Source organism: Thalassospira sp. Z349TD_5, from assembly GCF_056173045.1.
In genome coordinates, this window is record NZ_CM149654.1 from 2,354,255 (window position 1) to 2,377,858 (window position 23,604).

A 23,604-nucleotide genomic window follows, 5' to 3' on the forward strand; every position below is an offset into this window, starting at 1 on the left:
ATGTGCGTTGTTTGTTGCCAAGAATCGACAAGGACTCATGACCGAAAAAATCGTTGTAAAAGACCTTTATAAAGTCTTTGGCGACCGTCCTGATCAGGCAATGCAAATGATCAATGACGGGATCGACAAAGACGAAATCTTTGACAAAACTGGACAGACCGTTGGTGTTTGCGGGGCAAACTTCACCGTCAAACAAGGTGAAATATTTGTCGTCATGGGGCTGTCTGGCTCGGGAAAATCGACCCTTGTACGACTATTGAACCGCCTGATTGAACCGACATCGGGTCAGGTTTTATATGATGGCGTTGATATTGCCGCGATGTCCGACGAAGAATTGCGCGATCTGCGCCGCCGCGACATGGCGATGGTGTTTCAATCCTTTGCCCTGATGCCGCATCTTTCGGTCATCGATAATGCATCGTTTGGTCTTGAGCTGGCGGGTATGGATGAAAAAGAGCGCCACAAACGCGCCCTTGTCGCACTTGAGCAAGTTGGCCTTCCCGCACACGCCAATTCATATCCCGACGAACTGTCGGGCGGCATGCAGCAACGTGTTGGCCTTGCGCGTGCGTTGGCCAATGATCCGGCTGTGATGTTGATGGATGAGGCCTTTTCCGCACTGGATCCTTTGATCCGTACGGAAATGCAGGATGAACTCCTGATCCTTCAGCGCGAACATAAACGCACGATCATCTTTATCTCGCACGATCTTGATGAAGCCATGCGGATCGGGGATCGTATCGCAATTATGGAAGGCGGCATTGTCGTTCAGGTCGGCACACCAGAAGAAATTCTAAACAATCCGGCCAATGACTACGTCAAATCGTTTTTCCGCGGGGTTGATGTTTCCACCATCCTCAGCGCCAAGGACATTGCGTCAAAACGTGAAGTGACCGTGATCGAACGCGAAGGTGTCGGCCTTAAAACCGCGCTCAGCCGTTTGAACAAGGAAGACCGCGAATACGCCTATATTGTTGGCGACAAGCTTGATTTCCACGGTGTGATTTCGATCGACACCCTTGATGCCGCCATCAAATCGGGCGCGGATAAACTTTCAGCCGCCTTTTTACCCGGCGTTGAACCGGTTTCCCATGACACACAGCTTTCCGAACTGATCGGAACTGTGGCGCACGCCCCGTGTGGCGTGCCGGTTGTTGGTGATGACGGCAAATATATGGGCGTGATCAAGAAAGCCAACCTGTTGGCAACACTCGACCGTGAAGGAGATGGCACCAATGGCTGATAACAGTAATCCTTGGGGCCAAACCAACGCCACTACCGAAAGTACCGATAGCGCATCAGGGGTTGCATCAACTGGTGCATCTGGCCCGGGCGGCGCTACTGGCACCGCGGCCCCATCAGGTCCGGGCGGCGGCACTGGCGACGCGGCATCATCAACCGATTGGCTGTCCAATGCCGCCCCTGCCCCGGAAAAGCATTTTGATATCCTGCATCCCTTTCAGGATGCTGTGATCCCGCTGGATGGCTGGGTCAATGATGGTCTTGATTGGATTGTCACGCATTTCCGTAGTGTTTTTCAGGCCATCCGCTGGCCAATTGATGCTGTTCTGAGCGGTGTTGAAACCGGTTTACAGGCAACACCGGCCATTATCATCATCATCATCATGGCCTTGATTGCATGGCAACTTGCCGGGCGTCGTTTGGCCATCGGCACATTGATTTCGATGGTTGTTGTCGGCTTGATCGGCGCGTGGTCCGAAGCAATGGTGACCTTGTCGCTTGTTCTGACATCGGTATTTTTCTGTATTGTGATTGGTCTTCCGACTGGCATTTGGCTGGCGCGTAACGAACGTGCATCGAATGCAGTCCGTCCAATCCTTGATGCAATGCAGACCACCCCGGCGTTTGTTTATCTGGTGCCGATTGTGATGCTGTTTGGTATCGGCAATGTGCCGGGTGTTGTCGTGACCATTATCTTTGCCCTGCCACCCCTGATCCGCCTGACCATCCTTGGCATCCGTCAGGTCCCAAGCGATCTGGTTGAAGCCGCCCGTTCATTTGGGGCCAGCCCGAAACAGCTTCTGTTTCGTGTGCAGTTACCGCTTGCGATGCCGACCATCATGGCCGGCGTCAACCAAACCCTGATGCTTGCCCTTTCGATGGTTGTGATTGCGTCGATGATTGCGGTTGGCGGTCTTGGCCAAATGGTTCTGCGCGGTATTGGCCGACTTGATATGGGGCTGGCAACGATTGGCGGGGTTGGCATTGTCCTGCTGGCCATCGTGCTGGACCGCATGACCCAGGCACTGGGCAAGGACCAACGGTCCAAAGGCACGCGGCATTGGTATGACGCTGGTCCTGCGGCACTTGTCCGATCAGTTCTGGGCAAAAAATAATACATTTAAACGAGGCAGCGGACGGAACCTTTTGCGGTTCCATCTGTTTGGAGAACCGGGTCAACGAACAAGACCTCAATCTATCAACAAGGAGAAGTTCATGACGTTCCTGAAGAAACTTTCTGCGGGTGCTGCTATTGCCGTTACCGGCTCGATGCTGATGACCGGTACTGGGTTTGCTGACAACATGATGCCGGGTGAAGGCGTTGAAGTTCAGCCGCTTAAAAGCTCCATCGCGGAAGAAACCTTTCAGACCGTTGTGGTTATGAAGGCTCTTGAAGAGCTTGGTTACGACGTTAAAGACATCCAGGAAATCGAATATGCTGCTGGCCATGTTGCCATTGGCAATGGTGATGCGACCTTTATGGCCGATCACTGGAACCCGCTGCATGCCGATTTCTACAAGGCCGCTGGCGGTGCTGAAAAAATCTATCGCGAAGGTGTTTACTCACCGGGTGCGCTTCAGGGTTACCTGATCGATAAAAAAACGGCTGATGAATACAACATCACCAATGTCGAACAGCTTAAAGACCCGAAAATCGCGGCATTGTTTGATACCAACGACGATGGTAAAGCCGACCTTTCGGGCTGCAACCCGGGTTGGGGCTGTGAAGGTGTGATTGAAAACCACCTTGATGCCTATGGCCTGCGCGACACCGTTATCCACAATCAGGGTTCCTATTCAGCCATCATCGCCGATACGATCACCCGTTACAAAGCCGGTGAATTGGTCCTGTATTACACATGGACCCCGTATTGGGTGTCGGGCGTTCTGGTCCCGGGTAAAGACGTGACCTGGTTGCAAGTACCGTTCTCATCGCTTCCGGGTGAAAACAAGGATGCCGATACCGCCCTTCCAGACGGCAGTAACTATGGTTTCCAGGTCAACAACCAGCAGATCATCGCCAACAAAGCATGGACCGATGAAAATCCAGCGGCGGCGAAGCTGTTTGCAATCATGGAACTGTCGGCCAATGATATCTCGGCTGAAAACCTTGCCATGCGCGACGGTGAAAAATCCGCCGAAGACATCGCACGTCATGCCGATGCCTGGATCAAGGGCCATCGCGCAACCTTCGACGGCTGGCTCGAAGAAGCCCGCGCTGCGGCGAAGTAATCCAGACGAATGCTGTAGTCAGAGCTTAACCTGATTACTTGATACTCAACACCTCGCAGGAGAAATCTTGCGAGGTGTTTTTGTCTCGAACTGCCTGCTTACAAAAAACTGTCAGCATATGTCAGTCAATTCTCGATTTACAGTCGCGCGGGAAGATTGATGTTGCTAGGCTGATACGCTCGTTGATTTATTGAGCAAACTGGGCGTAGCGCCATCATGTTTCCTGAACAGTTGAATGTGCCTTTGGGCAAGTGGGTTAATCAGTTTGTTGATTGGCTGGTGATCAATTATGGGGCTGCGTTTGAGGCATTTGCCGACAGTCTGCTGACAATCTTGGTCGCGCTGGAGAAAATCTTACGCGGCGCACCATGGTGGGTGGTGTTGATCGGGGTTGCTGCGATCACGTGGCATGCGTCGAAAAACTGGAAACTGGCGACCGGACTTGTGATTGCGATGTTTGCCATTGGTATGCTTGGCCTGTGGGATAAGGCAATGCAGACCTTGGCCCTGATGATTGTTGCCACTTCGCTTTCGGTGATTATTGGCGTGCCGGTCGGCATTGCGATGGCGATGTCCAACCGATTGCGGGCGGTGATGTTGCCCGTGCTTGATACAATGCAGACCATGCCGAGTTTTGTCTATCTGATCCCTGCCCTGATGCTGTTTGGGCTGGGTAAGGTTCCTGCCATTTTGGCCACGGTTATTTATGCCGCCCCACCCGTCATCCGCCTAACGGATTTGGGTATTCGTCTTGTTGATCAGGAAGTGATCGAAGCATCACGTTCCTTTGGCGCCAGCCGCAAGCAAATCCTGTTTGGCGTGCAGTTACCGCTTGCCCTTCCCAATATCATGGCCGGCATCAACCAGACGACAATGATGTCGATTTCGATGGTGGTGATCGCATCGATGATTGGCGCGCGTGGTCTAGGTGAGCAGGTATTGATGGGCATTCAACGTTTGGACGTTGGGGCCGGCATGGAAGCCGGAATTGCGATTGTGTTGCTGGCGGTTGTGTTTGACCGGATCGGACAGGCTTATGGCAAACGATCACAGCGCAGCCATGCGGAGGACGTGTGATGAGCTACATCGAAATCCGCAATATTTTCAAAATCTTTGGCCCTGATCCCAAAGGTGCACTTGAACTGGCAAGGGCCGGTTCTGATAAGGATGAAATCCTTGCCAAAACAGGACATACGGTTGGCCTGCATGATGTTTCCCTGTCGATTGAACAGGGGGAAACCTTTGTCGTCATGGGTCTTTCCGGATCGGGGAAATCAACCCTGATCCGACACTTAAACCGCCTGATTGACCCAACGGCAGGAAGCGTTTCTTTTGGTGGTGAAGATATCCTTGCGATGGATATTCCGGCCTTGAATGCGTTTCGGCGCAAACGGCTTGGCATGGTGTTTCAACGGTTTGGACTACTGCCCCATCGCAATGTGATGGATAACGTTGCCTATGGCCTCGAAATTCAGGGTACAGACCGTAAATCTCGTGAGGCCGCCGCATCAAAATGGATTGAGCGAGTTGGACTTGCCGGATACGAAGCCAAATTCCCCGATCAGCTTTCAGGGGGCATGCAACAGCGTGTCGGCCTTGCCCGCGCGCTTGCGACCGACCCGGAAGTTCTTTTGATGGACGAGGCTTTCTCGGCCCTTGATCCGCTTATTCGCAGCGACATGCAAGACGAGTTGATGAAGCTGCAGGCAGAGCTTCATAAAACCATTGTGTTTATTACCCATGATCTGGATGAGGCACTTAAACTCGGCGACCGGATCGCAATTTTGAAAGACGGTAAACTGGTGCAGGTCGGACGGCCTGAGGAAATCATCCTTCATCCCGCCGATGATTATGTGCAAGACTTTACCCGTGATGTGAACCGGGGGCGTGTGCTGCGGGCCCGAAGCGTCATGCAGCGTTTAACACCCGGGTCAGATCTATCTGAGGATGATAGTAATGCGCCTGTCATTCGCGACGACACACGGCTTGAGGATATTGTGAGCATATCGCTCAAAACCGGACAGACCATTTCAGTAATGGATCGAGATGACAATCGGGTGGGATTGATTGACCGAGATCAAGTTATTTCCGCATTGTCTCGATAACATGAAAAAATGCTTATAGTTGAATTTTAACTCATACAGGTATAAATCGACAGGAATAACAAAGATAACACTTTAAATAGCGGGCTGCGGTGAACGACAGACAGAACATTATCCATGTCCTCTGCGACGAAGAACACCGCCATATGTTGCCATCAGCGCTTATGGGGTTCGGGGTGCGTTTGCTTGATCCACACAAGCCAATCCCGGGCAGCACAATGATTTTGATGGTAGATGTTGACCTTCGGAATCCTGAAATGGTCGCCCGGTTGCGCGAATTTCGCAAAGTATCGCAACGTGGTTCGGATCAGGTCTTTGCCATTGGCAAAAACGATCTGCAAGACGAACTACAGGCAACCGCGTTGGGAGCCAGAAAGACCATCACCAAGCCAATCACCGAAAAGGTATTGGCCAAACATATTGAAGAACGCCGCGTTGCCTTGGGCATGACCGGGCAAACAGCCATTACCGCTGCACAAGCCGGTGCCCAAGCAATTCAGGACAGTTTTGACGAGGCCAAAGACGACACACCGGTCAACATCGATAAAATAAGCGAAGCTGGTAAGAACATTGCGGCTTCTATTGCTGATCTCGGCATTTCAGAATGGCTCAGCACAGTCCGGGTTTATCACCAATCCACATTCCAGCATATCCTGCTGGTGACCGGCATTGCCTGTGCATTTGCGCAAAACACCGGCATGAGCAATTCAGACATTGCCAAGCTGACCCAAGCGGGTCTCTTACATGATATCGGCAAGGTTTGGATACCCGAGGAGATCCTCGACAAACCCGGAAAGCTGACTGCTGAGGAGTTTGACATCGTCAAGCGTCACCCGATGGATGGCTACAACAAATTGTCCTCACAGGGCAATATTGATCCGTTGATCCTGCATGGTGTGCGGCATCATCATGAATATCTCAATGGCAGTGGCTATCCCGATGGCCTGTCTGCGCCCGAAATTCCCGATTTAACGCGCATTTTAACCATATGTGACATCATGGGCGCCTTACTCGAAGACCGGTCCTACAAGCCACCTTTTAGCATCGAAAAATCCACCTCCATTCTGATGAAGATGGCCGATGACGGCAAAGTCGAGCGGGCTCTTGTTCGTGCACTTGCACATGTGATGACCCAGCATTGGAAACCGGCAGAACAAGCGAAAAATTCTGGCGCGCTGAAAGCCTAGAACGATCCCCCGCCCATGCGCGCACCGATCAAATCGCCTGCGTTTCCTTGATCAGATATCTTGTTCAATCAGTTTGCAGCGCTGGAAATAGCGGATGTTTTCACCACTATCGGCATCGATCATTTTTTGATGCAAGATCCGATACATGCCACTGGCCAGTGCGCCGGTGTGGTTGGTCGCGATGATCAACCACAAGAATGCGTGTTCATCGGCCCGATCCCGGTCGGTATTGGATGGTAAGGCGTTGCCGTTCGGATGGGAATGGAAACAGCCGACAATTTCCTCGCCGGTTTCCCTGACGATCCGGTGGGTATCAATCAAGGTTTGCGGATCAATTTCAAAGGTCTTTTGCGGTTCATCGGCAACATTTCGGGCAACGACCACGCGCTGAATGCGATCAGGAACGGCGTTTGACGCAATCAGAAGGCCACAAGTTTCTTCGGGCCAATGTAGGGCGCAAAGATCCCGAATTTCTCCATGCAGGCGTGCAGAAAAGTAAACCCGGTTCTGGTTCTGCCGGTTCTTTTCACTGCCCCGATCCCCCATGCATTATTTTCCTTTTGATTGACCCGTAAGACGGTCTACTGCGCCGACGATCCAAGCAGGATACGACCCAGAACCTTTTTCTGGCTAATCGATACGATGACAAGGCGTGAAGCGTTGCCCTGATCCCCCTCGATATGCAGGGTCACATCGTTGCCCTGACGTGAATAGCCAATAAGTTTCTCACCGGGGGCTATATCAACCGCAATATCGCCAAATGCAAACAGCGAAGCAGAGGGCATAATTGGTGCCGCATTTGATGACACAACATCCCCCGCCAAAGGAACAGACGGGTTTACGGGGGAAACCGATGTCGTTTTTGGATCATCTGCATTCTTGTCAAGGGACAGCCCATAGGCCACCAGACCAATGCCGACAACAATCAGCACGCCCATAAAAAGAACTAAAACCTTAACGATACGCATCGTATTTCCAACCGATAAAACTGTGTGATCGCTGCATTTTCGACCTTGTGAAACCGATCACGCAAAACGTATGTCAACGCCATAGCGCCATGGTCAACGAATTGCAAGTTCCCAAAATGCGATTGATCCGTGATTGTGATGAGGATCAAGCATGATTAAAAGTCTTTCACCACATTTCATTTGATTGCATTACACGTCAGACGCGCTAAAACCTGCAAAACAAAGGTATCACGCCTGCCCTGACGTCATAACGATGTCGCCTTGCATGGCATAACAACACACATTTGGCAGATGAACGAAACCGATCAGAGTACAGAGATCCTTGAACATACCGCCACGTCCGCGGACGAAGGTGCACGCCTTGACAAGGTTCTGGCTGGTGCATGGCCGGAACAATCGCGTTCCCGGATCAAGTCGTTGATTGAAGACGGGCATCTTTTGCAAAATGATCAAACCGTTCTGAAAATGTCGGGAAAGGTCAAAGACGGCGATAAATTCGTCCTTACGATCCCGCCTACTGAGCCAGCCCTGCCCGAAGCCGAAGATATCAAGCTTGATGTCCTTTATGAGGACGATGACCTTCTGGTGATCAACAAGCCTGCAGGCATGGTCGTCCATCCGGCCGCAGGCAATGAAAGCGGTACACTGGTAAATGCCCTGCTCGCGCATTGCGGTGACAGTCTGTCGGGGATTGGCGGGGTTAGACGCCCGGGGATTGTCCATCGACTTGATAAAGACACCAGCGGGGCGATGGTGGTTGCCAAGAACGATGCTGCACACCGTGGGCTTTCGACCCTGTTTTCCGAAGATAAAGACAATATCGACCGGGCATACCTTGCGGTTGTGTGGGGCGTTCCGGCCAAAAGCGACGGCGAAATCGAAGGAAACATCGGGCGCAGTCCGCGCAACCGCAAGAAAATGACGGTCTTGAAATCTGGGGGGAAATACGCACTTACCAGATACAAATTACTGCAAAAACGCGACGACTTGCTGGCATCACTGGTTGAATGCCGCCTCGCGACCGGTAGAACCCACCAAATCCGCGTTCATATGAGCCATATCGGACACTCACTTGTGTGTGATCCTGTTTACGGCAGAAATAAACATTCACAGAAGTTCAACTTCGAAACGCAAGAAATTTTGAACGCATTCAATAAACAAGCCCTACATGCCAGAACCCTTGGGTTTGTGCACCCAAACACAGGTACGTTTATTTCGACGACAGCCCCGCTCCCCGACGACCTCACAACCCTTATTGAAAGCCTAAACCTATCCATTAAGATAGGTTGAGCTAGACTTTATGGTCTAAATACCATTGACGGAGCCTAATACCCATGTATAGCATGATGGAAGGTGCCAGGGGATAAACCGCACCATTTCGAAGCATAACGGGAGGCTTCAATGAAACAGGGAAATGCACTTCCAACAGTTTCTCAAGATGGTTTGACTGTATATCTACAGCGTATTCGCCGTTACCCGATGCTAACACCGGAACAAGAGACGCAGTACGCCTGTGATTTCCGAGACCACGATGACGATGCCGCCGCAGGGCGCATGATTACAAGCCACTTGCGGCTGGTGGCCAAAATCGCGATGAGCTATCGCGGATATGGCCTGCCCGTCAACGAGCTGATCTCTGAGGGCAATGTCGGTCTTCTTCAATCTGTCAAACGGTTCGATCCGGATAAGGGTTTCCGACTTGCAACATATGCGATGTGGTGGATCCGTGCCGCCATTCAGGAATACATCCTTCATTCCTGGTCGCTCGTCAAAATGGGCACCACTGCTGCTCAGAAAAAACTCTTCTTCAATCTTCGCAAACTCAAAAGCCAGATGCAGGCTATTGATGAAGGTGATCTGCAGCCAGAGCAGGTCGAATTCATCGCCACCAAACTGAGCGTTACCGAAGACGAAGTAATCATGATGAACCGTCGCCTTGCCGGTCCTGATCATTCGCTAAATGCACCGGTACGTGTTGAAGGTGATGGTGAATGGCTTGATTGGCTCGAAAGCAACGAAGAAGATCAGGAAACGACATATGGCAAGCGCGAAGAGTTCCTTCAGCGTATGGATATGCTCAAAAGTGCGATGTCGCATCTCAATGAACGTGAACGAGACATTCTGACACAACGCCGCTTGCTGGAAAGCCCGGTAACACTGGAAAACCTGAGTGTTGCTTATGGCATATCACGCGAACGCATCCGTCAGATCGAAGTTCGCGCGTTTGAGAAAGTCCGTAAATCAATTCACACTGATCTTCCGCACTGAACCCTTCCCGGGTTGAGTTCCTGATACGCGTCCCTCCATCAAACAAAACTACGGCGGACATTGTCCGCCGTCTTTTTTTTGTTACATCGTTGATTTGATTGATCGTTGATTTGATTGCGTGCAGGCTTAATTAAAGCGTTTTGTCTTTTATAGGAATCAGAGAGGGTATTCCCCTTTTTGATTTTATGTGATTCACTTCCAGTAGGAGGTGTTTGATGGGCAAACCTTATTCAGTGGATCTTCGCGAACGGATTGTAAGCTACGTGAAACAGGGGCATTCGGCACGGGCGGCGGCGGTTGTCTTTGGGGTGTCCCCGAGCACAGCGGTGCGTTTTGCTGCTGCTTCTCGAGATGGCGGCAAGATCGGGCCAAAACCACAAGGTCGTATGCCTGGTACAGTCGGAAAACTGGCTGCACATATGGCGTTTATGATAGGGCGGCTTCAGAGCGAACCAGATATCACCTTGCAAGAGTTGGCAGATGCGTTGCGAGAGGATAAAGGCGTTTCTGTACACCTCTCCTCGATCCATCGTGCCCTCAAACGAGCCAACTATTCATATAAAAAAAGGCCTGATCGCCATTGAGCGCGAACGTGCCGATATTGTCAGAGACAGGCGATTGTGGATTAACGGACGCCAACCTCGCATGCGACATGAACCGCACCGACTGGTGTTCATTGACGAAACCTCGGTCAAAACCAATCTGACACGGTTGCGCGGCAGATCCCCCGTCGGCGAGAGGCTCTATGGCCCGGCTCCCTTCGGTAAATGGCGGACGCAAACGTTTATCGCAGGCTTGACCAGCGATGCTTTAATTGCGCCCTGGATCATAGAAGGTGCGATGAATGGTCCAGCATTTGATACCTACATTGAAACTCAACTTGCTCCCTTGCTCGAACCGCGAACCATCGTTGTTCTCGATAATCTCAGTACTCATAAAAGCCCGCGTGCCGCTGCAACCCTTAAAGCTCAAGGCTGTTGGTTTCTTTTCCTTCCGCCTTATAGTCCCGACCTCAATCCTATTGAACTGGCCTTCTCAAAGCTGAAATCTCATCTCCGGCGGATAGGCGCCAGAACCTACGGAGACCTCATCTCTGCAATCGGAAATATCTGTGACCTCTATCAACAGATTGAATGCTGGAACTTCTTCAGGGCTGCCGGATATGTGCCATATTAAAAGCAAAACGCTTTAGCCTGACCGATCTACTTCCTTGATCAGGCTATCGCCCCAGGTTTTGATCAGTCCGCGTTGGTTTTTGCGCAATTCGGCAACCCTGCGCTGAGCCGACAGGTTCAGAACATTTGCAACAATTGGCGGCATCGCAAGATACAGCAACCAGCCCAACCCAGCCGCACCATACATAATTGAAAGAGCAAGTGGCTGGAAAATCTGTTGTGTTGCCCCGCCGACAGTCTGTGCACCATCTTGCCAAAGCTCAAGAATATAGGGTGCCACACCAGAAAAGTTCAACCCAAACACACAACGCGCCATCATGCGCCCCGGGCTGCGGTCAAAGATGAACGCGACCAAGGACGGCAATAGCCCCACCGTCAGTGTAATGAACGTCGGTAACGCAACCATGAACAACAAAACGGCTGATGCGATAACCGACAAGCCGGAAAATGCGCTGCGTCCTTTGGGCTTTCTACCTCTTGCTGCCATGTCAGTCCCTTAAAAGATATGCATCAAAAACAGCGCGGACACTGTCAGAAGTGCGATCATGGTTGATGCGAATGCAGCTGCCTGCTGCCCGACTTTTTCGGCCATTTCAAGACGCGCGGGGCCAGAGGATTTAAGGTCAAAGACCTCGCTTTCGGCTTCGGAATATTCCGCCACCGCCTCGACAAACTCAGACTGGTCCTTACGACGTTCCTGTTCATCGTTGATCAGGTTGTAAAGTTCGACAAGGTTGCCGCGCTTCGCCAGTTTCGGAATTTCGGTTTCAACACGTTCACGACGTGCCTTGCTGTGGAAGACCTTCACAGCAGGCTCCATCAGACGTGCGACCCAGTGCGACAAGTTCTGCAAATTGTCCGGCCCGTGACGCCATTGAACAACCGCCAACATACTGATGATCGCACGGCTATATTCAACCTCGTCAGACGGGTTTTGCATTGCCATCAACTGGCCTTCAACATCATCTTCAAGACGTGTTGCGATAAAGGCAGCGATGTGACGGTCTACCGGCCATGCATCGTCCGATACATTTTCAGCAGCCTTTTCCAACGCAGGCAACAATTGCGCGATATCAACAACATATTCCTGTTCGATCATCGGACTTAGGCAATGTTGGTTCCGCACCATCGAATACAGGCACCTTTCATACCCATATCCGGCACTTTTTTGCTGAATGTAGTAGCGCAGGTTTTTATATGCACTTTGAAGCCGTTGAACTTCAGGGCTGTAACCTTCCTGGCGGCCAAACCAGAAAGCAGGAATATCGCGCACAATAACATCGGAAAAACGCTGCGGGCCACTGCCATGCTGCACATCATAAGACAGCATATTACCAAACCCATCGACCATCGCCGAAAAGCCCTTGTAACGAACAGGACCGCTCGGATCGAGGATGAGGATCGACCGGGCAACAAGAACTTCCTCGGCTGATCGTTTATCCGCACCGGCCCATTGTAATTGGCGCATGGCATCGGCCATGGCCTTTGCCCGATCGTTGTCACCAAGCCCCCGGCGCAACCAGATTTCCACCGTGCCATCGCGCAAAGGTGTCAGGGCATTTACCCAGTTTTTGGCAACCCCTTGGGCAAGGGCGCGCACAGTGTAGTAATCCTTGCCAGAAATATTTTGTGATCGCGCAGCGCGTTTTTCCGTATTGCCCTGAACCGGCTTGGTACGACGCCCGTCAAGCCATGCGTGCAATTCGGCAAAGCCCCAACGTTCTTCGGGATCGTCACACAGCAATCCACGGACCGGTTCAATCATGATAAGTGGGAGTTTTTCTTGTGACGCGATAGCCTGGAACGATCCCTTGGACAATTTAATGTCCATGATTTCCTGATCGGTCATATTTGCCAATGGCCGGCGTCCAATTGCCAATTCTGCAAGCGTCATACCCAGCGCATAAAGATCATCGCTCAAGGTTCCGACACCACGGCCTGCTGGATCTGCGGCCATGCGGGCAGTCGTTTCATAGACCAATGGTTGGTCATAACCAGGGGGACCCGAAGCACAATCCCCCAGAATGACTTTCCCCCCTCCGGATCACCAAAGAAAAGGTTGGTCGCCCTGACCGCACGGTGTGTAAGCCCCTTCTCGCCAAGTGCCTGAAGCACATTCATCAGCGGTTCGACCACCGATGCGGCGATGTCTTGTTCATTAATTGAGCGCTGCTTGCCAGAAGAAACGATAACGTGGCCACCCTTTGGCTTTTCAAAGAAAAGCACCATGGTTTTACGCCCGAAAATCGGCCAATGGGCGATAGCACTATCAAGAAGATCAATCTGGCCCGCCATATGAACGCCAGACAAAAACTTGATCAAATCATAACGTGTCGGCAAAACCGGGTCAGTCACAAGCGCAAATGCATTGCCCTCGCTCCGGCGCAGATTGTCGGCGGCATAGGCCTTACAATGGCCCATATCAAATTCCGGTAAGCGCAAATCGGTAAAGACACGGAAGTTACCGATTTCCAGATTTTTACCGCCAGTCGAAATTTCTTCTTCCGGATTGGCTTTGGCATCCGCGGTTTCGTCCACAGGCGCACCACCGCCGGGCTTGTCCATTTCTGGTTTTTGCCCAGCGTCATTTGAAACGTCCTGTTTCTGGTCTTCCGCTTGCTCTGCCATGGTCCCGATATTCATTACCGACTGTATCATTCCCTGAGTGGCAGGATCGCATTAACCAAATGTCTGCCTGACAGGACTATCAATACGCTACCCTCAAAAGGTTGATAAAACGATACTTCTGATATCACACCGTAGCAAGCGGTTATAAGCCGTCGGTATGGCAAAGCGTGCCAGCAAGTCTTTCATCTAGAACGCAAAAAAGCCACCAGCGAGACTGGTGGCTTTTGCAGTGCATGAAACAAATCTTATATTATCCGCTGAACGGGTCGTGCACCAGAATGGTATCGTCACGTTCCGGGCTGGTCGAAAGCAACGCAACCGGTGCTTCAATCAGCTCTTCAATACGACGGACATATTTGATCGCCGCTGCCGGAAGGTCGGCCCAGCTGCGTGCGCCCATCGTGGTATCTGACCAGCCTTCGATGCTTTCATAAACTGGTTTGGCTTTGGCCTGCAGACGCTGGTTTGCAGGCAAATGATCATAGATCGTGCCATCAATGTCATAGCCCGTGCAGATCTTGATTTCTTCAAACCCGTCAAGAACGTCAAGCTTGGTCAGCGCAATACCGGTAATGCCGTTGACCTTGACCGACTGACGGACAAGTGCGGCATCAAACCAGCCACAGCGGCGTTTACGACCGGTCACAACACCGAACTCATGACCACGTTCGCCAAGACGCGTACCGTGTTCGTCAAACAGCTCGGATGGGAACGGACCTTCGCCAACGCGCGTGGTGTAGGCCTTGGTGATTCCAAGAACATAACCGACACCCGATGGGCCCATGCCTGAACCCGCCGCCGCCTGCCCGGAAACAGTGTTTGACGAAGTCACAAACGGATACGTGCCGTGATCGATATCAAGCATCGTACCTTGCGCACCTTCAAACAGGATACGCTTCCCAGCTTCCTTGAACTGGTTCAGCGATTTCCAAACCGTGTCAGAAAACGGCAGGATTTTCGGTGCGATTTCTTTAAGCTGTGCCAGCAACTCGGCGCCATCGACTTCCGGCTGACCCAAACCGCGCAAAAGCGCATTGTGATGGGTCAGAAGGTTTTCGACCTTGGCTTCAAGCAGATCTTCATCGGCCAGATCACCAACACGGATCGCACGGCGACCAACGCGGTCTTCGTATGCCGGGCCGATCCCACGACCGGTCGTGCCGATCTTGTTGTCACCCGAAGCCGCAGCTTCGCGGGCACGATCAAGGTTGCCATGCAGAGGCAGGATCAGGCAGGCATTTTCAGCCACACGCAGGTTTTGCGGCGAAATATCCACGCCCTGTTCTTTCAGGCGCGCAATTTCGGTCAGTAATGCCCACGGATCAACAACAACACCGTTGCCAATCACTGAAAGCTTGTTCTGACGCACAATGCCAGACGGCAGAAGGCTCAGCTTATAGGTCGTCCCGTCGATCACCAAAGTATGACCGGCGTTATGACCACCCTGGAAACGAACAACAACGTCGGCGCGTTCTGACAGCCAATCGACGATCTTGCCTTTTCCTTCGTCTCCCCACTGGGATCCGATCACGGCAACATTGGTCATCGCAAAACTCCTTGTGCGATAGAGATTTCGTAAAGTTACGCGCTTAGCGGCATCACTTGGCCGCCAAGGTAAATAAAGTCACAGCCCATGCGGCGCGCTTCAATGCGTGCGCCGTCTTCTGTTTTGGCCTCAGCCGCCCCTTCAAGGGCAGCAACCGTGTAATGACCATCAAGGCGCAGCTGACGTGCTTCGCGCTGCGGCGTGCCAAGCGGCAGATAAACCCGCGATATCGCGTCACCGTCCGGCAAGCCACGCAGAATACTATCCATATAAAGCGACATGCCGGTTGCGGCTTCGCCCGCCGTGCCACCCGCGCGGTAACGACCACCCCGGCCGATCTCACCGCGAACGTTTTTGGCAAACAGGGTAAAGCTGACACCGGTCTGATATCGGAAACCAGCCATTTCAACCGGATCGATCGTAAGCGCGGCATCAAGCCCGGATGCCAAAACGCGTTCGGCAACATCAATCAGGCGATATAACTCATCAGATGCACCAAGCGGCAATTCGAGTTTTTTAAGTTTTGGCAATGCGGTTTTGGCCGGGCCTGCTGCCTCAAGCAACGCCACCAGAACATCTGTCACCTTGCCATCAATCCCCTTAAGGGCGGCGACATCACGACGCTCAAGCGCCTCAACGAGCGCCTCACGCTGATCGCCCTTAACGCCAAAGGCATCAAACAGACGTACGGGCAAAGTCGGCAAATTGAGGTCAACCGAAACAAATGGCACATTGATGCGATCAAGGGCTTCGAGGGCCAAAAGAACAATCTCGGTATCGGCTGCGGCACTTGATACGCCAATCAGTTCGGCGCCAACCTGGGCGAACTGACGTTCCGGACGCAAATGCGATCCTTTGATCCGCAGAACATCACCCGAATACGACAGGCGCAGCGGACGCGGCGCATCAACCAATCGGGTTGCAGCAATTCGACCAACCTGCGGGGTCATATCGGACCTAACACCCATCATGCGACGCGATTCGGGGGTCCATAAGGCGAAATGTCTGGGTGGAAAGTTCGGGGGCGGCACCTTCAAGAAGGCTTTCCTCGAACTCGACCAACGGGGTTTTAACCCGGTCATAGCCTGCATGTGCCAAACTGGCCATCAGCTTTTCACGGATTTCAGCTTCCCGTGCGGCGGTTCCTGGCAGGACATCCTGCAGGCCGGCGGGCAAAAGTGCTTTCCTGGCGAGTTCGGTCATTTTGTGTGCTTTCCGGACTGGGCGCGCAAATTCAAGTTGATGGCAGCCTGATCTTGGTCATGGCTCACTATCCGGTAGCGGTTACTACCGCTTTGTGCCGGACAGGGCAACGGGGAAAAGTCCTAAAACGCAAATAATACGTACGAAATAGGTCTTATCCAGTCTGAATTTCAGCTTTTACAGACAAATATGCCCAATCAAGCCATGGCAAAAGAGCCTTTACATCGTCGGGTTCAACCGTTGCCCCACCCCAAATTCGCAAGCCCGGGGGCGCATCGCGATAGCCATTGATGTCCATTGCGATGTCTTCGGCTTCCAAAATCTGTGAAATGCGCTTGGGCAAGGCTGCCTGCTGGTCATCAGACAATGACAACGCCCACGGATCGACGATTTTGATGCACATTGACGTGTTTGACGCCGTTTCCGGGTCCGCTGCCAGGTCTGCGGCCCAGTCGCTGGTCGCCAACCATGCGTCAAGATGCGCACGGTTTGCCCGAGTCCGTTTCAAAAGACCATCAAGTCCACCAATGTCCTCAGCCCATTTCAAGGCATCAATCGCGTCTTCGACCACAAGCATCGACGGGGTATTGATGGTTTCGCCCCGGAAGATGCCATCAATCAGTTTCCCGCCCTTGGTCATGCGGAAAACTTTTGGCATTGGCCAGGCTGGCACATGACTTTCAAGACGCGCGACGGCACGCGGGCTCAAGATGATCACACCATGACCACCCTCACCGCCCAGAACTTTCTGCCAGCTATAGGTCACAACATCGAGTTTATCCCACGGCAGTTCCATGGCAAAAATCGCTGACGTCGCATCGCAAATGGTCAACCCTTTGCGATCATCGGCAATCCAGTCACCATTGGGCACACGTACCCCAGCGGTCGTTCCGTTCCAGGTGAAAACCACGTCGCGGTCAAAATCAACTGTATTGAGATCGGGCAACGTGCCGTAATCGGCCTCAAGAGTTCGGACATCCTCAAGCTTCAGTTGCTTGATCACATCGGTGACCCATGTCGCGCCAAAGCTTTCCCACGCCAGCATATCCACATCGCGCGCGCCAAGCATCGACCAAAGCGCCATTTCCACCGCCCCGGTATCGGACGCGGGCACAACGCCGAGCAAATAATCATCAGGAAGATTCAGGATTGCGCGTGAACGGTCAATGACCTCTTCCATGCGTTGTTTACCCAGCTTCGAACGATGTGAACGACCGAGCACGGTTGTCTCAAGCGCATCTGCGGACCAACCGGGACGCTTTTTACACGGACCCGATGAAAAGTTCGGACTGGCAGGACGAAGGACGGGCTTGGCGTTCGCAGCATTCTGGGCCATCGGCATATTCCTGAGCAAGAAGAACGATCTGGATGAATTAATTCAGATCAAATTACGGGGCTGATCCTATTGAGACGAAGGCAAAAGTCAAACGCCATCACCACAAACGGGCCAGCCAAATTTGCATGGCTGCCCCGGGTAGTCATTGGGGATTGCTATTGCGTGAAACCCCAGATCAAAACGGGATACCGTAGTACCAGGGCGCAAACAGGCTGAAGGTCACCCAAAGCAGTATAATCAAGGGCGTCCCGGCCTTAAGGAAGTCGATAAAGCGATAATGCCCCGGCCCCATGACAAGCAGGTTGGTCTGATAGCCAACCGGGGATGCAAACGAACAGTTTGCAGCCATTACCACGGCAATCGCAAACACATGCGGGGGCACGCCAAGTTGCTGTGCCATACCGATTCCAATCGGGGTAAACAACACCGCACAGGCATTGTTTGACAACACATTGGTAAAGGCTGCAACGATCAGGAAGAACAATGACAAGATCACAGGGGCCGGTGCACCACGCGTAGCGGCAAGCAACTGATCAGCAACAAATTCCGCACCACCGGTCATTTGCAAGGCATTGCCAAGCGCAAGGGCGGCGGCAACCATCAAAACAATCTTGCGATCAATCGCACGCGATGCCTGACGCAGGTTAAGCGCGCCTGACGCAATCATTAATCCCGCTCCGATGAAGCTTGAAATCATGATCGGGACAATTCCCGTCGCCGCCAAGGCAATCACAGTCAGGAAAATCGTTGCCGCACGACGGGCGTGGAACGGACGGGGCAAGGCACGTGTTGACCATTCCAGCAACACCACATCACGGATTGTGCGAAGTGCTTCGACATCTTCGGAACGGCCCTGCACCAGCAAGACGTCACCGGCCTCAAGCCGGATTTCTGTCATCTGGGTGCGGATCATACGCGACCGGCGCTGAATGCCCAAAACAAGGCATTTGTACTGATACCGGAAACCGATCTGCTCAAGGTTAAAACCAATCAGGCGCGAACCAGGCGGCAACATGACCTCGGCCAGAAGCTGGGTCAACTTTTGCGGTGTGTCCTCGCCACTATCACTGACCGCTGCGGCATCAGCATGCAGCAAACCGGGATCCTTTTGCAGCGCTTCTGTAAGGGCCTTGCGCGTGGCGGCCACCACTAGAACGTCACCTGCCTGAATTTCCATGTCATCTTCGAATGGTGGCAAGTCGGCATGTTCGCGGCGCACAATCATTTGGATGGTGATGTTGGGCAAGTTTTTAAAGAACCCGGCAACCGGACGCGTTCCGATCATTTGCGAGGCAGGACCGACCGTGATTTGGGCAATAAATTGTTTGCCGCTGCTATCAGGATTGGCAAGCTTGCTGCTCATGGAGGCCAGTGCAGGCAAAAGCCGCGGCGCAACGAACAAAACATAGGCAAAGCCGACCAGAGCCAACACACTGCCGATGACGGTGAACTCAAAGAATTCAAGCGGCGGCATGCCCAGTTCAATCAACGAACTCGACACCAAAAGGTTGGTTGATGAGCCAATCAGGGTGGTCATCCCGCCAAGGATGGCCGCGTAGGATAGCGGTATCATAAGCGCACTTGGCGATCGCTGAATACGCTCGGACAGCGCCTGAATGATCGGGATAAAGATAACGACAACCGGGGTATTATTCAGGAATGCCGACATCAACATCACAACGAACAAGCCGATAAAGATGGCCACAGCGGGCTGCTTGCCGCCATGTTCGGTAATGAGACCGGCGATATAACTTACCCCACCGGTCAGAACCATGCCCTGCCCGACCACGAGCAACGACAGCACTGTCAACAATGCCGGATTGGCAAAGCCGGACATGATGGTTGCCGCCCCCATCATGTTGTCACCATTGGCATCGGCAAGCGGGAAGAAGTTGAAGAACAACAACAGGGTCGCGATCAGCGCCATGCTGGTCAGCTCGAGCGAAATACGCTCCAGCCCATACAGAACAAGCGACCCAGCAACAAGTGCCAGAACCACCCACATCTGCATTGGTGTTGCAGAACTGGCGACAACACTTTCGATCACGATCTATCTTCCCCTGCTATTGCAAACCCATGCGGTTTCAGACCAGTGGATTTTCCCGTCTGGCCCTGCCGCAATCATCGTATTTTCCCATTACTTAGACGAAAGCCCCATACCGTGGTCAATAAAAAACAAACCGAAACCAGCGCAATGCGGATTAATCGGTAGTCGCACGATTACCAAAATACAGGTAAATCCTCACGATATCCGCATCAAAAAACGGGCACCCTCACAGATGCCCGTTTCGCGAAATTCATATTCGACATTATCAACCAATCAGGCTGGAACGGTGATTTCACCTTTCAGGTACAGCACAGCCTCCCCCGTAAGATGCACCCGATCACCAACCACCTTGCAGGCAACGACACCACCACGTGCGGATGCCTGATAACCGACAACATCGTCCTGACCGAGCTTGTCTGCCCAATACGGCGCGACAACACAGTGCATGTATCCCGTCACCGGGTCTTCGTTGATGCCAATGGCCGGTACGAAATAGCGTGAAATCATATCAAGCCCGGTCTTGTCCCCCGGTGCCGTCACGATAACCCCACGATCCGCAAGCTTGGCCAAGAGTGACATATCGGGCGTCATCGAACGAACAATCGCCGCATCGTCATAAACCGCAACAAGATCAGTATCGCGACTTGCCACGCCAAATGTTTCCACCGGCGTATCGCCACCAAGGGCCGCAATCACATCATCTGCGATTGTTTCTGGCACAATCGGCTGTTTTGGGAAGTCCAGAACAATGGCATCTAAATAACGGCGGGCAGTCAGAATGCCGCTTTTGCTTTGAAAGCGGACAATGTCGCCTTCAAAGCCCAGCTGATTAAAAATCACATAGGTGCTCGCAAGGGTCGCATGCCCGCACAGCGGAACTTCAACTGTCGGAGTGAACCAGCGAATGTGAAAATCTGCTCCCCCTGCCGTAACCGGCACGAAAAACGCCGTTTCCGACAGATTGTTTTCCATTGCGATTTTCTGAAGCACGTCATCAGGCAACCATGTCAACAGCGGCACAACAGCCGCCGGATTACCGGCAAACAAAACGTCGCTAAAGGCATCAATCTGATAGATGGGCAAATTCTTGGTCGTCATCGTCACTTCCTGAAACAGTAATGTTTTCCGATACATAGCAGCCTATTATAACACCACAGCATTACAACACAGCGTCAATTGCCTGCTTGATAATGACAAGATCATGGTCCTGCGTCCGCCAATTGCTAAATGCTGCGCGGAACCCAAACCGCCCGCCATATACCGTTGGTGTAAGGAACAGTTTGCCACTTGCATTGATCCGTTCAAGCAAGGCACGATTGTCATCATCTGATCCAAGACTGGTAAACATTGTGACATTCAATTTTGGCTCGGCAAGCAGTTCAAGCTTTTCATGGGTTCGAACCCACGCGGCAAGATCGGCTGCCTGGTCACAGTTTGCACGAATGATCCCGGCAAATCCTTCGCGGCCATAGGCCTGCATCGACACCCAAAGCGGCAAGGCTCGGAACCGACGCGAATTTTCCACCCCGCGGTTGATATACATGTTGCCTTCGGCCTTGGTGTCGAGATACGGCGCAAACGCCCGGCAGCATTTTTCCAAAACACCTATATGACGGGTCAGGAAAATTCCGCAATCATAGGGGACATTCAACCATTTATGCCCATCAGACGTAATCGAGTCTGCCCGATCAAGGCCCGCCAAAAGGTGTGACCTCCGATCATCAAGGGCGGCAAACATTCCAAATGCGGCATCAACATGCAGCCATGCGCCATAGGCTGCACAAAGATCTGCAATGACAGTCAAATCATCAAAGTCCGTCGCATTAACCGTCCCGGACGAGGCAATCACGATTTTACCGCGTGCACCGCTGGCAGCAAGCTTGGCTTTAAGGTCATTAACGTCGGTTTGCTCTGTTCCGGAAAGGGTCGCAACCTTGGTAAAGTTGTTCCGTCCAATCCCAGCAATCGAAAGGTCCTTGACCATGCTGGCGTGCGGGCTGGCGGCAAAAATCTCCAAATCGGGCAAAGCACCCGCACCGTCCGCGTCAATATCGACACCAACTTTTTCACCACACCATTGGCGACCTGCGACCAACCCCAAAAGGTTTGATACCGTCGCCCCGGTTGTTAAAACGCCATCAAATTTCTTTGCTGGCAGGTGGGCGATTTCGCACAACCAATTGATGACCTGTTCTTCGACAGCGGCATTTACTGATCCTTCTGGTCCGGTGGCATTTTGATCAATGGCCCCGGCAAGCCAATCGCCGACAAGGGCTGCTGGCGTCGTACCGCCGGTCACAAAGCCAAGATATCTTGGACCAATTGAGGCGGCGAGCAGCGGCAGAATTTCATCCTGCACTGCGCGCAACGCATCGAGTGTGCCGCGACCTTTCTGCGGTAGTGGGCGCGAAGGGTCAAATGCAGAAAAGTCGCGGCATGTCGCATCCATGTCATCCGCGCCTTGAACAAAGCTGTGCGCGACGTCCCCTGTTTGCACAAGGATACGGCCAAGCTTTTCAAGGTCATCAAACATCAGATGACGTGCTGTATCGGCAGTGGGGCTGCTTTCAGCACGGTTTTCGACGCGGTTCATCAGATATCTCCTGCTAGAATTCGGGCATATTCAGCCCGATCAATGTTCGCGCCGGTCAAAATGACGGCGACTTTTTTGCCGATATTGTCGTCGCGCCCGGCAATGGCCGCGGCCAGCGGTACTGCACCAGCACCTTCTGCGACTGTGTGACACGAACTGAAATAAAGTCGCATGGCGTCACGAATTTGTTCTTCATCGACCGTTACAATATCCGCCGCCCCCTTTAGGATGATATCAAGGGCAGTCGGATTCGGACTGCGACATGCCACCCCATCGGCAAAGGTACGCGCAGCCGCCGTTTCAACAACCTTACCGGCCTTAAACGACTGGGCAATTGCATCCGCGCCGCTGGCGACAACACCGATGATTTCGGTCTCAAGGCCAAGGGCATCACGCGCCGTAATCAGCGAACAAATCCCCGACCCCATCCCGACTGGCACATAAACGCGATCAAGCCCCGAAACAGCATCGAACAGTTCAAGTCCATAGGTCGCCACACCGCGAACAAGTTCGCGATGAAAGGGTGGGATCATTACAAGGTCTTCGTTCGTGGCATGCTTGGCGGCAAATTCAGCAGCTTCCTGAAAATCCTCACCGTGTTCGATGACCTCGGCCCCCCACGCGCGCATGGCGGCATTTTTCTCAACCGAATTTCCATGCGGGACAACAATCGTCGCAGCCATGCCAAACCGGCTGGCAGCGTGTGCAATGCTTTGTCCATGATTGCCACGTGTTGCACTGATCACCCCGCGGTTCACATCAACGGAGTTCCCCAGATATCGGCAGAATGTCAAACCACCACGGACCTTAAAGGCCCCCAGTTTGGTGTGATTTTCATGCTTCACATACAGCGACAATCCCGTTGCACGATCCAGAAGCGGCCAACGTATCGTTGGGGTTGGCGCAACATGCTGATGCACAAATTCCGCCGCATCACGTAATTCGGTCACATTAAACAAAGGCATTGTACCCCTTCAATCCATAACAAGAAGAATATCAACACATGTGCACGCAAAGCACATCGAAACCGGACCGAAACGGAGACACCGGGAGCATGGTGTCTCCGTTCAACGCGGC

Annotated in this window: 22 protein-coding genes; 9 read left to right on the forward strand and 13 right to left on the reverse strand. The window is 52.6% G+C overall.

All coding sequences use genetic code 11. The features are described from left to right. The first annotated feature begins 37 nt into the window (after positions 1-37). The 6 genes from proV (at position 38) to AC0VXT_RS10780 (ending at position 6,763) form a co-directional block, all read left to right on the forward strand. Positions 38-1,243, forward strand: a complete 1,206-nt coding sequence (gene proV / locus AC0VXT_RS10755) for a glycine betaine/L-proline ABC transporter ATP-binding protein ProV (protein ID WP_430470140.1) — start codon at positions 38-40, stop codon at positions 1,241-1,243. Then, positions 1,236-2,357: a glycine betaine/L-proline ABC transporter permease ProW gene (gene proW / locus AC0VXT_RS10760; protein ID WP_475545433.1), complete on the forward strand. Its 1,122-nt coding sequence runs from the start codon at positions 1,236-1,238 to the stop codon at positions 2,355-2,357. The genes proV and proW overlap by 8 nt, the downstream gene beginning before the upstream one ends. Before the next feature lie 100 nt (positions 2,358-2,457). Continuing rightward, entirely contained in the window at positions 2,458-3,474 is a 1,017-nt protein-coding gene (gene proX / locus AC0VXT_RS10765) for a glycine betaine/L-proline ABC transporter substrate-binding protein ProX (RefSeq protein ID WP_475545434.1), read from the forward strand. A gap of 216 nt (positions 3,475-3,690) precedes the next feature. Further along, complete coding sequence (locus tag AC0VXT_RS10770; RefSeq protein ID WP_475545435.1) at positions 3,691-4,551, forward strand: ABC transporter permease; 861 nt, start codon at positions 3,691-3,693, stop codon at positions 4,549-4,551. Continuing rightward, the gene (locus AC0VXT_RS10775; protein ID WP_475545436.1) at positions 4,551-5,579 is read left to right on the forward strand and encodes a quaternary amine ABC transporter ATP-binding protein; all 1,029 of its coding nucleotides are present in this window, start codon (positions 4,551-4,553) and stop codon (positions 5,577-5,579) included. The genes AC0VXT_RS10770 and AC0VXT_RS10775 overlap by 1 nt, the downstream gene beginning before the upstream one ends. 89 nt (positions 5,580-5,668) lie before the next feature. Beyond that, positions 5,669-6,763: an HD-GYP domain-containing protein gene (locus AC0VXT_RS10780; protein WP_475545437.1), complete on the forward strand. Its 1,095-nt coding sequence runs from the start codon at positions 5,669-5,671 to the stop codon at positions 6,761-6,763. 51 nt (positions 6,764-6,814) lie between these two features. On the opposite strand, the gene AC0VXT_RS10785 is transcribed toward AC0VXT_RS10780, so the two are convergent. Both AC0VXT_RS10785 and AC0VXT_RS10790 read right to left on the reverse strand, forming a co-directional pair. After that, positions 6,815-7,309, reverse strand: a complete 495-nt coding sequence (locus AC0VXT_RS10785) for a M67 family metallopeptidase (protein ID WP_475545438.1) — start codon at positions 7,307-7,309, stop codon at positions 6,815-6,817. 35 nt (positions 7,310-7,344) lie between these two features. Then, a complete protein-coding gene (locus AC0VXT_RS10790) occupies positions 7,345-7,731 on the reverse strand; it encodes a hypothetical protein (RefSeq protein ID WP_475545439.1) in 387 nt (128 codons plus the stop codon). Between the two features lie 291 nt (positions 7,732-8,022). Between AC0VXT_RS10790 and AC0VXT_RS10795 the strand changes: the two genes are divergently transcribed. The 3 genes from AC0VXT_RS10795 to AC0VXT_RS10805 all read left to right on the forward strand — a co-directional run bounded on the left by AC0VXT_RS10795 (position 8,023) and on the right by AC0VXT_RS10805 (position 11,175). Next, complete coding sequence (locus AC0VXT_RS10795; protein ID WP_475545440.1) at positions 8,023-9,021, forward strand: RluA family pseudouridine synthase; 999 nt, start codon at positions 8,023-8,025, stop codon at positions 9,019-9,021. A 111-nt stretch (positions 9,022-9,132) separates the two neighbouring features. Further along, entirely contained in the window at positions 9,133-9,999 is an 867-nt protein-coding gene (gene rpoH / locus AC0VXT_RS10800; RefSeq protein ID WP_101300170.1) for an RNA polymerase sigma factor RpoH, read from the forward strand. Between the two features lie 215 nt (positions 10,000-10,214). Continuing rightward, positions 10,215-11,175 (forward strand): IS630 family transposase gene (locus tag AC0VXT_RS10805; protein WP_475545441.1). Its coding sequence is split into 2 segments (ribosomal slippage): positions 10,215-10,559 and positions 10,561-11,175, totalling 960 coding nucleotides; the frame shifts between segments, so codons are not numbered across the junction. Between the two features lie 12 nt (positions 11,176-11,187). Here AC0VXT_RS10805 and AC0VXT_RS10810 read toward each other — a convergent pair. The 11 genes from AC0VXT_RS10810 to AC0VXT_RS10860 all read right to left on the reverse strand — a co-directional run bounded on the left by AC0VXT_RS10810 (position 11,188) and on the right by AC0VXT_RS10860 (position 23,492). After that, positions 11,188-11,661, reverse strand: a complete 474-nt coding sequence (locus AC0VXT_RS10810) for a hypothetical protein (RefSeq protein ID WP_102785018.1) — start codon at positions 11,659-11,661, stop codon at positions 11,188-11,190. 9 nt (positions 11,662-11,670) lie between these two features. After that, a complete protein-coding gene (locus AC0VXT_RS10815; RefSeq protein WP_475545442.1) occupies positions 11,671-13,131 on the reverse strand; it encodes a serine/threonine-protein kinase in 1,461 nt (486 codons plus the stop codon). Continuing rightward, positions 13,092-13,802, reverse strand: a complete 711-nt coding sequence (locus AC0VXT_RS10820; protein ID WP_475545443.1) for a hypothetical protein — start codon at positions 13,800-13,802, stop codon at positions 13,092-13,094. Before AC0VXT_RS10820 ends, AC0VXT_RS10815 begins: the two co-directional genes overlap by 40 nt. A 250-nt stretch (positions 13,803-14,052) precedes the next feature. Continuing rightward, positions 14,053-15,348 carry an adenylosuccinate synthase gene (locus AC0VXT_RS10825; protein ID WP_022730609.1) on the reverse strand — a complete coding sequence of 432 codons (1,296 nt, stop codon included), beginning with the start codon at positions 15,346-15,348 and terminating at the stop codon, positions 14,053-14,055. Between the two features lie 35 nt (positions 15,349-15,383). After that, entirely contained in the window at positions 15,384-16,298 is a 915-nt protein-coding gene (locus AC0VXT_RS10830) for an ATP phosphoribosyltransferase regulatory subunit (RefSeq protein ID WP_475545444.1), read from the reverse strand. 7 nt (positions 16,299-16,305) lie between these two features. Then, positions 16,306-16,551 carry an ATP phosphoribosyltransferase regulatory subunit gene (locus AC0VXT_RS10835; protein ID WP_475545445.1) on the reverse strand — a complete coding sequence of 82 codons (246 nt, stop codon included), beginning with the start codon at positions 16,549-16,551 and terminating at the stop codon, positions 16,306-16,308. A gap of 154 nt (positions 16,552-16,705) precedes the next feature. After that, positions 16,706-17,887: a phosphoserine transaminase gene (locus tag AC0VXT_RS10840; protein WP_475545446.1), complete on the reverse strand. Its 1,182-nt coding sequence runs from the start codon at positions 17,885-17,887 to the stop codon at positions 16,706-16,708. Between the two features lie 175 nt (positions 17,888-18,062). Continuing rightward, positions 18,063-19,934 (reverse strand): SLC13 family permease, encoded by a 1,872-nt coding sequence (locus AC0VXT_RS10845; protein ID WP_475545447.1) that lies wholly within the window; start codon positions 19,932-19,934, stop codon positions 18,063-18,065. Positions 19,935-20,207: 273 nt separating this feature from the next. Further along, entirely contained in the window at positions 20,208-21,032 is an 825-nt protein-coding gene (locus AC0VXT_RS10850) for a PhzF family phenazine biosynthesis protein (protein WP_475545448.1), read from the reverse strand. Positions 21,033-21,093: 61 nt separating this feature from the next. After that, entirely contained in the window at positions 21,094-22,527 is a 1,434-nt protein-coding gene (locus tag AC0VXT_RS10855) for a pyridoxal phosphate-dependent decarboxylase family protein (protein ID WP_475545449.1), read from the reverse strand. Beyond that, a complete protein-coding gene (locus AC0VXT_RS10860; RefSeq protein WP_475545450.1) occupies positions 22,527-23,492 on the reverse strand; it encodes a threonine dehydratase in 966 nt (321 codons plus the stop codon). The genes AC0VXT_RS10855 and AC0VXT_RS10860 overlap by 1 nt, the downstream gene beginning before the upstream one ends. Between the last annotated feature and the right edge of the window lie 112 nt (positions 23,493-23,604).

Coding starts and splice junctions, on each gene's coding strand:
- proV (WP_430470140.1), top strand. CDS start 38: ATGACCGAAAAAATCGTTGTAAAAGACCTTTATAAAGTCTTTGGCGAC.
- proW (WP_475545433.1), top strand. CDS start 1,236: ATGGCTGATAACAGTAATCCTTGGGGCCAAACCAACGCCACTACCGAA.
- proX (WP_475545434.1), top strand. CDS start 2,458: ATGACGTTCCTGAAGAAACTTTCTGCGGGTGCTGCTATTGCCGTTACC.
- AC0VXT_RS10770 (WP_475545435.1), top strand. CDS start 3,691: ATGTTTCCTGAACAGTTGAATGTGCCTTTGGGCAAGTGGGTTAATCAG.
- AC0VXT_RS10775 (WP_475545436.1), top strand. CDS start 4,551: ATGAGCTACATCGAAATCCGCAATATTTTCAAAATCTTTGGCCCTGAT.
- AC0VXT_RS10785 (WP_475545438.1), bottom strand. CDS start 7,309: ATGGGGGATCGGGGCAGTGAAAAGAACCGGCAGAACCAGAACCGGGTT.
- AC0VXT_RS10790 (WP_475545439.1), bottom strand. CDS start 7,731: ATGCGTATCGTTAAGGTTTTAGTTCTTTTTATGGGCGTGCTGATTGTT.
- AC0VXT_RS10795 (WP_475545440.1), top strand. CDS start 8,023: ATGAACGAAACCGATCAGAGTACAGAGATCCTTGAACATACCGCCACG.
- rpoH (WP_101300170.1), top strand. CDS start 9,133: ATGAAACAGGGAAATGCACTTCCAACAGTTTCTCAAGATGGTTTGACT.
- AC0VXT_RS10810 (WP_102785018.1), bottom strand. CDS start 11,661: ATGGCAGCAAGAGGTAGAAAGCCCAAAGGACGCAGCGCATTTTCCGGC.
- AC0VXT_RS10815 (WP_475545442.1), bottom strand. CDS start 13,131: ATGGCCGCAGATCCAGCAGGCCGTGGTGTCGGAACCTTGAGCGATGAT.
- AC0VXT_RS10820 (WP_475545443.1), bottom strand. CDS start 13,802: ATGGCAGAGCAAGCGGAAGACCAGAAACAGGACGTTTCAAATGACGCT.
- AC0VXT_RS10825 (WP_022730609.1), bottom strand. CDS start 15,348: ATGACCAATGTTGCCGTGATCGGATCCCAGTGGGGAGACGAAGGAAAA.
- AC0VXT_RS10830 (WP_475545444.1), bottom strand. CDS start 16,298: ATGACCCCGCAGGTTGGTCGAATTGCTGCAACCCGATTGGTTGATGCG.
- AC0VXT_RS10835 (WP_475545445.1), bottom strand. CDS start 16,551: ATGACCGAACTCGCCAGGAAAGCACTTTTGCCCGCCGGCCTGCAGGAT.
- AC0VXT_RS10840 (WP_475545446.1), bottom strand. CDS start 17,887: ATGGCCCAGAATGCTGCGAACGCCAAGCCCGTCCTTCGTCCTGCCAGT.
- AC0VXT_RS10850 (WP_475545448.1), bottom strand. CDS start 21,032: ATGACGACCAAGAATTTGCCCATCTATCAGATTGATGCCTTTAGCGAC.
- AC0VXT_RS10855 (WP_475545449.1), bottom strand. CDS start 22,527: ATGAACCGCGTCGAAAACCGTGCTGAAAGCAGCCCCACTGCCGATACA.
- AC0VXT_RS10860 (WP_475545450.1), bottom strand. CDS start 23,492: ATGCCTTTGTTTAATGTGACCGAATTACGTGATGCGGCGGAATTTGTG.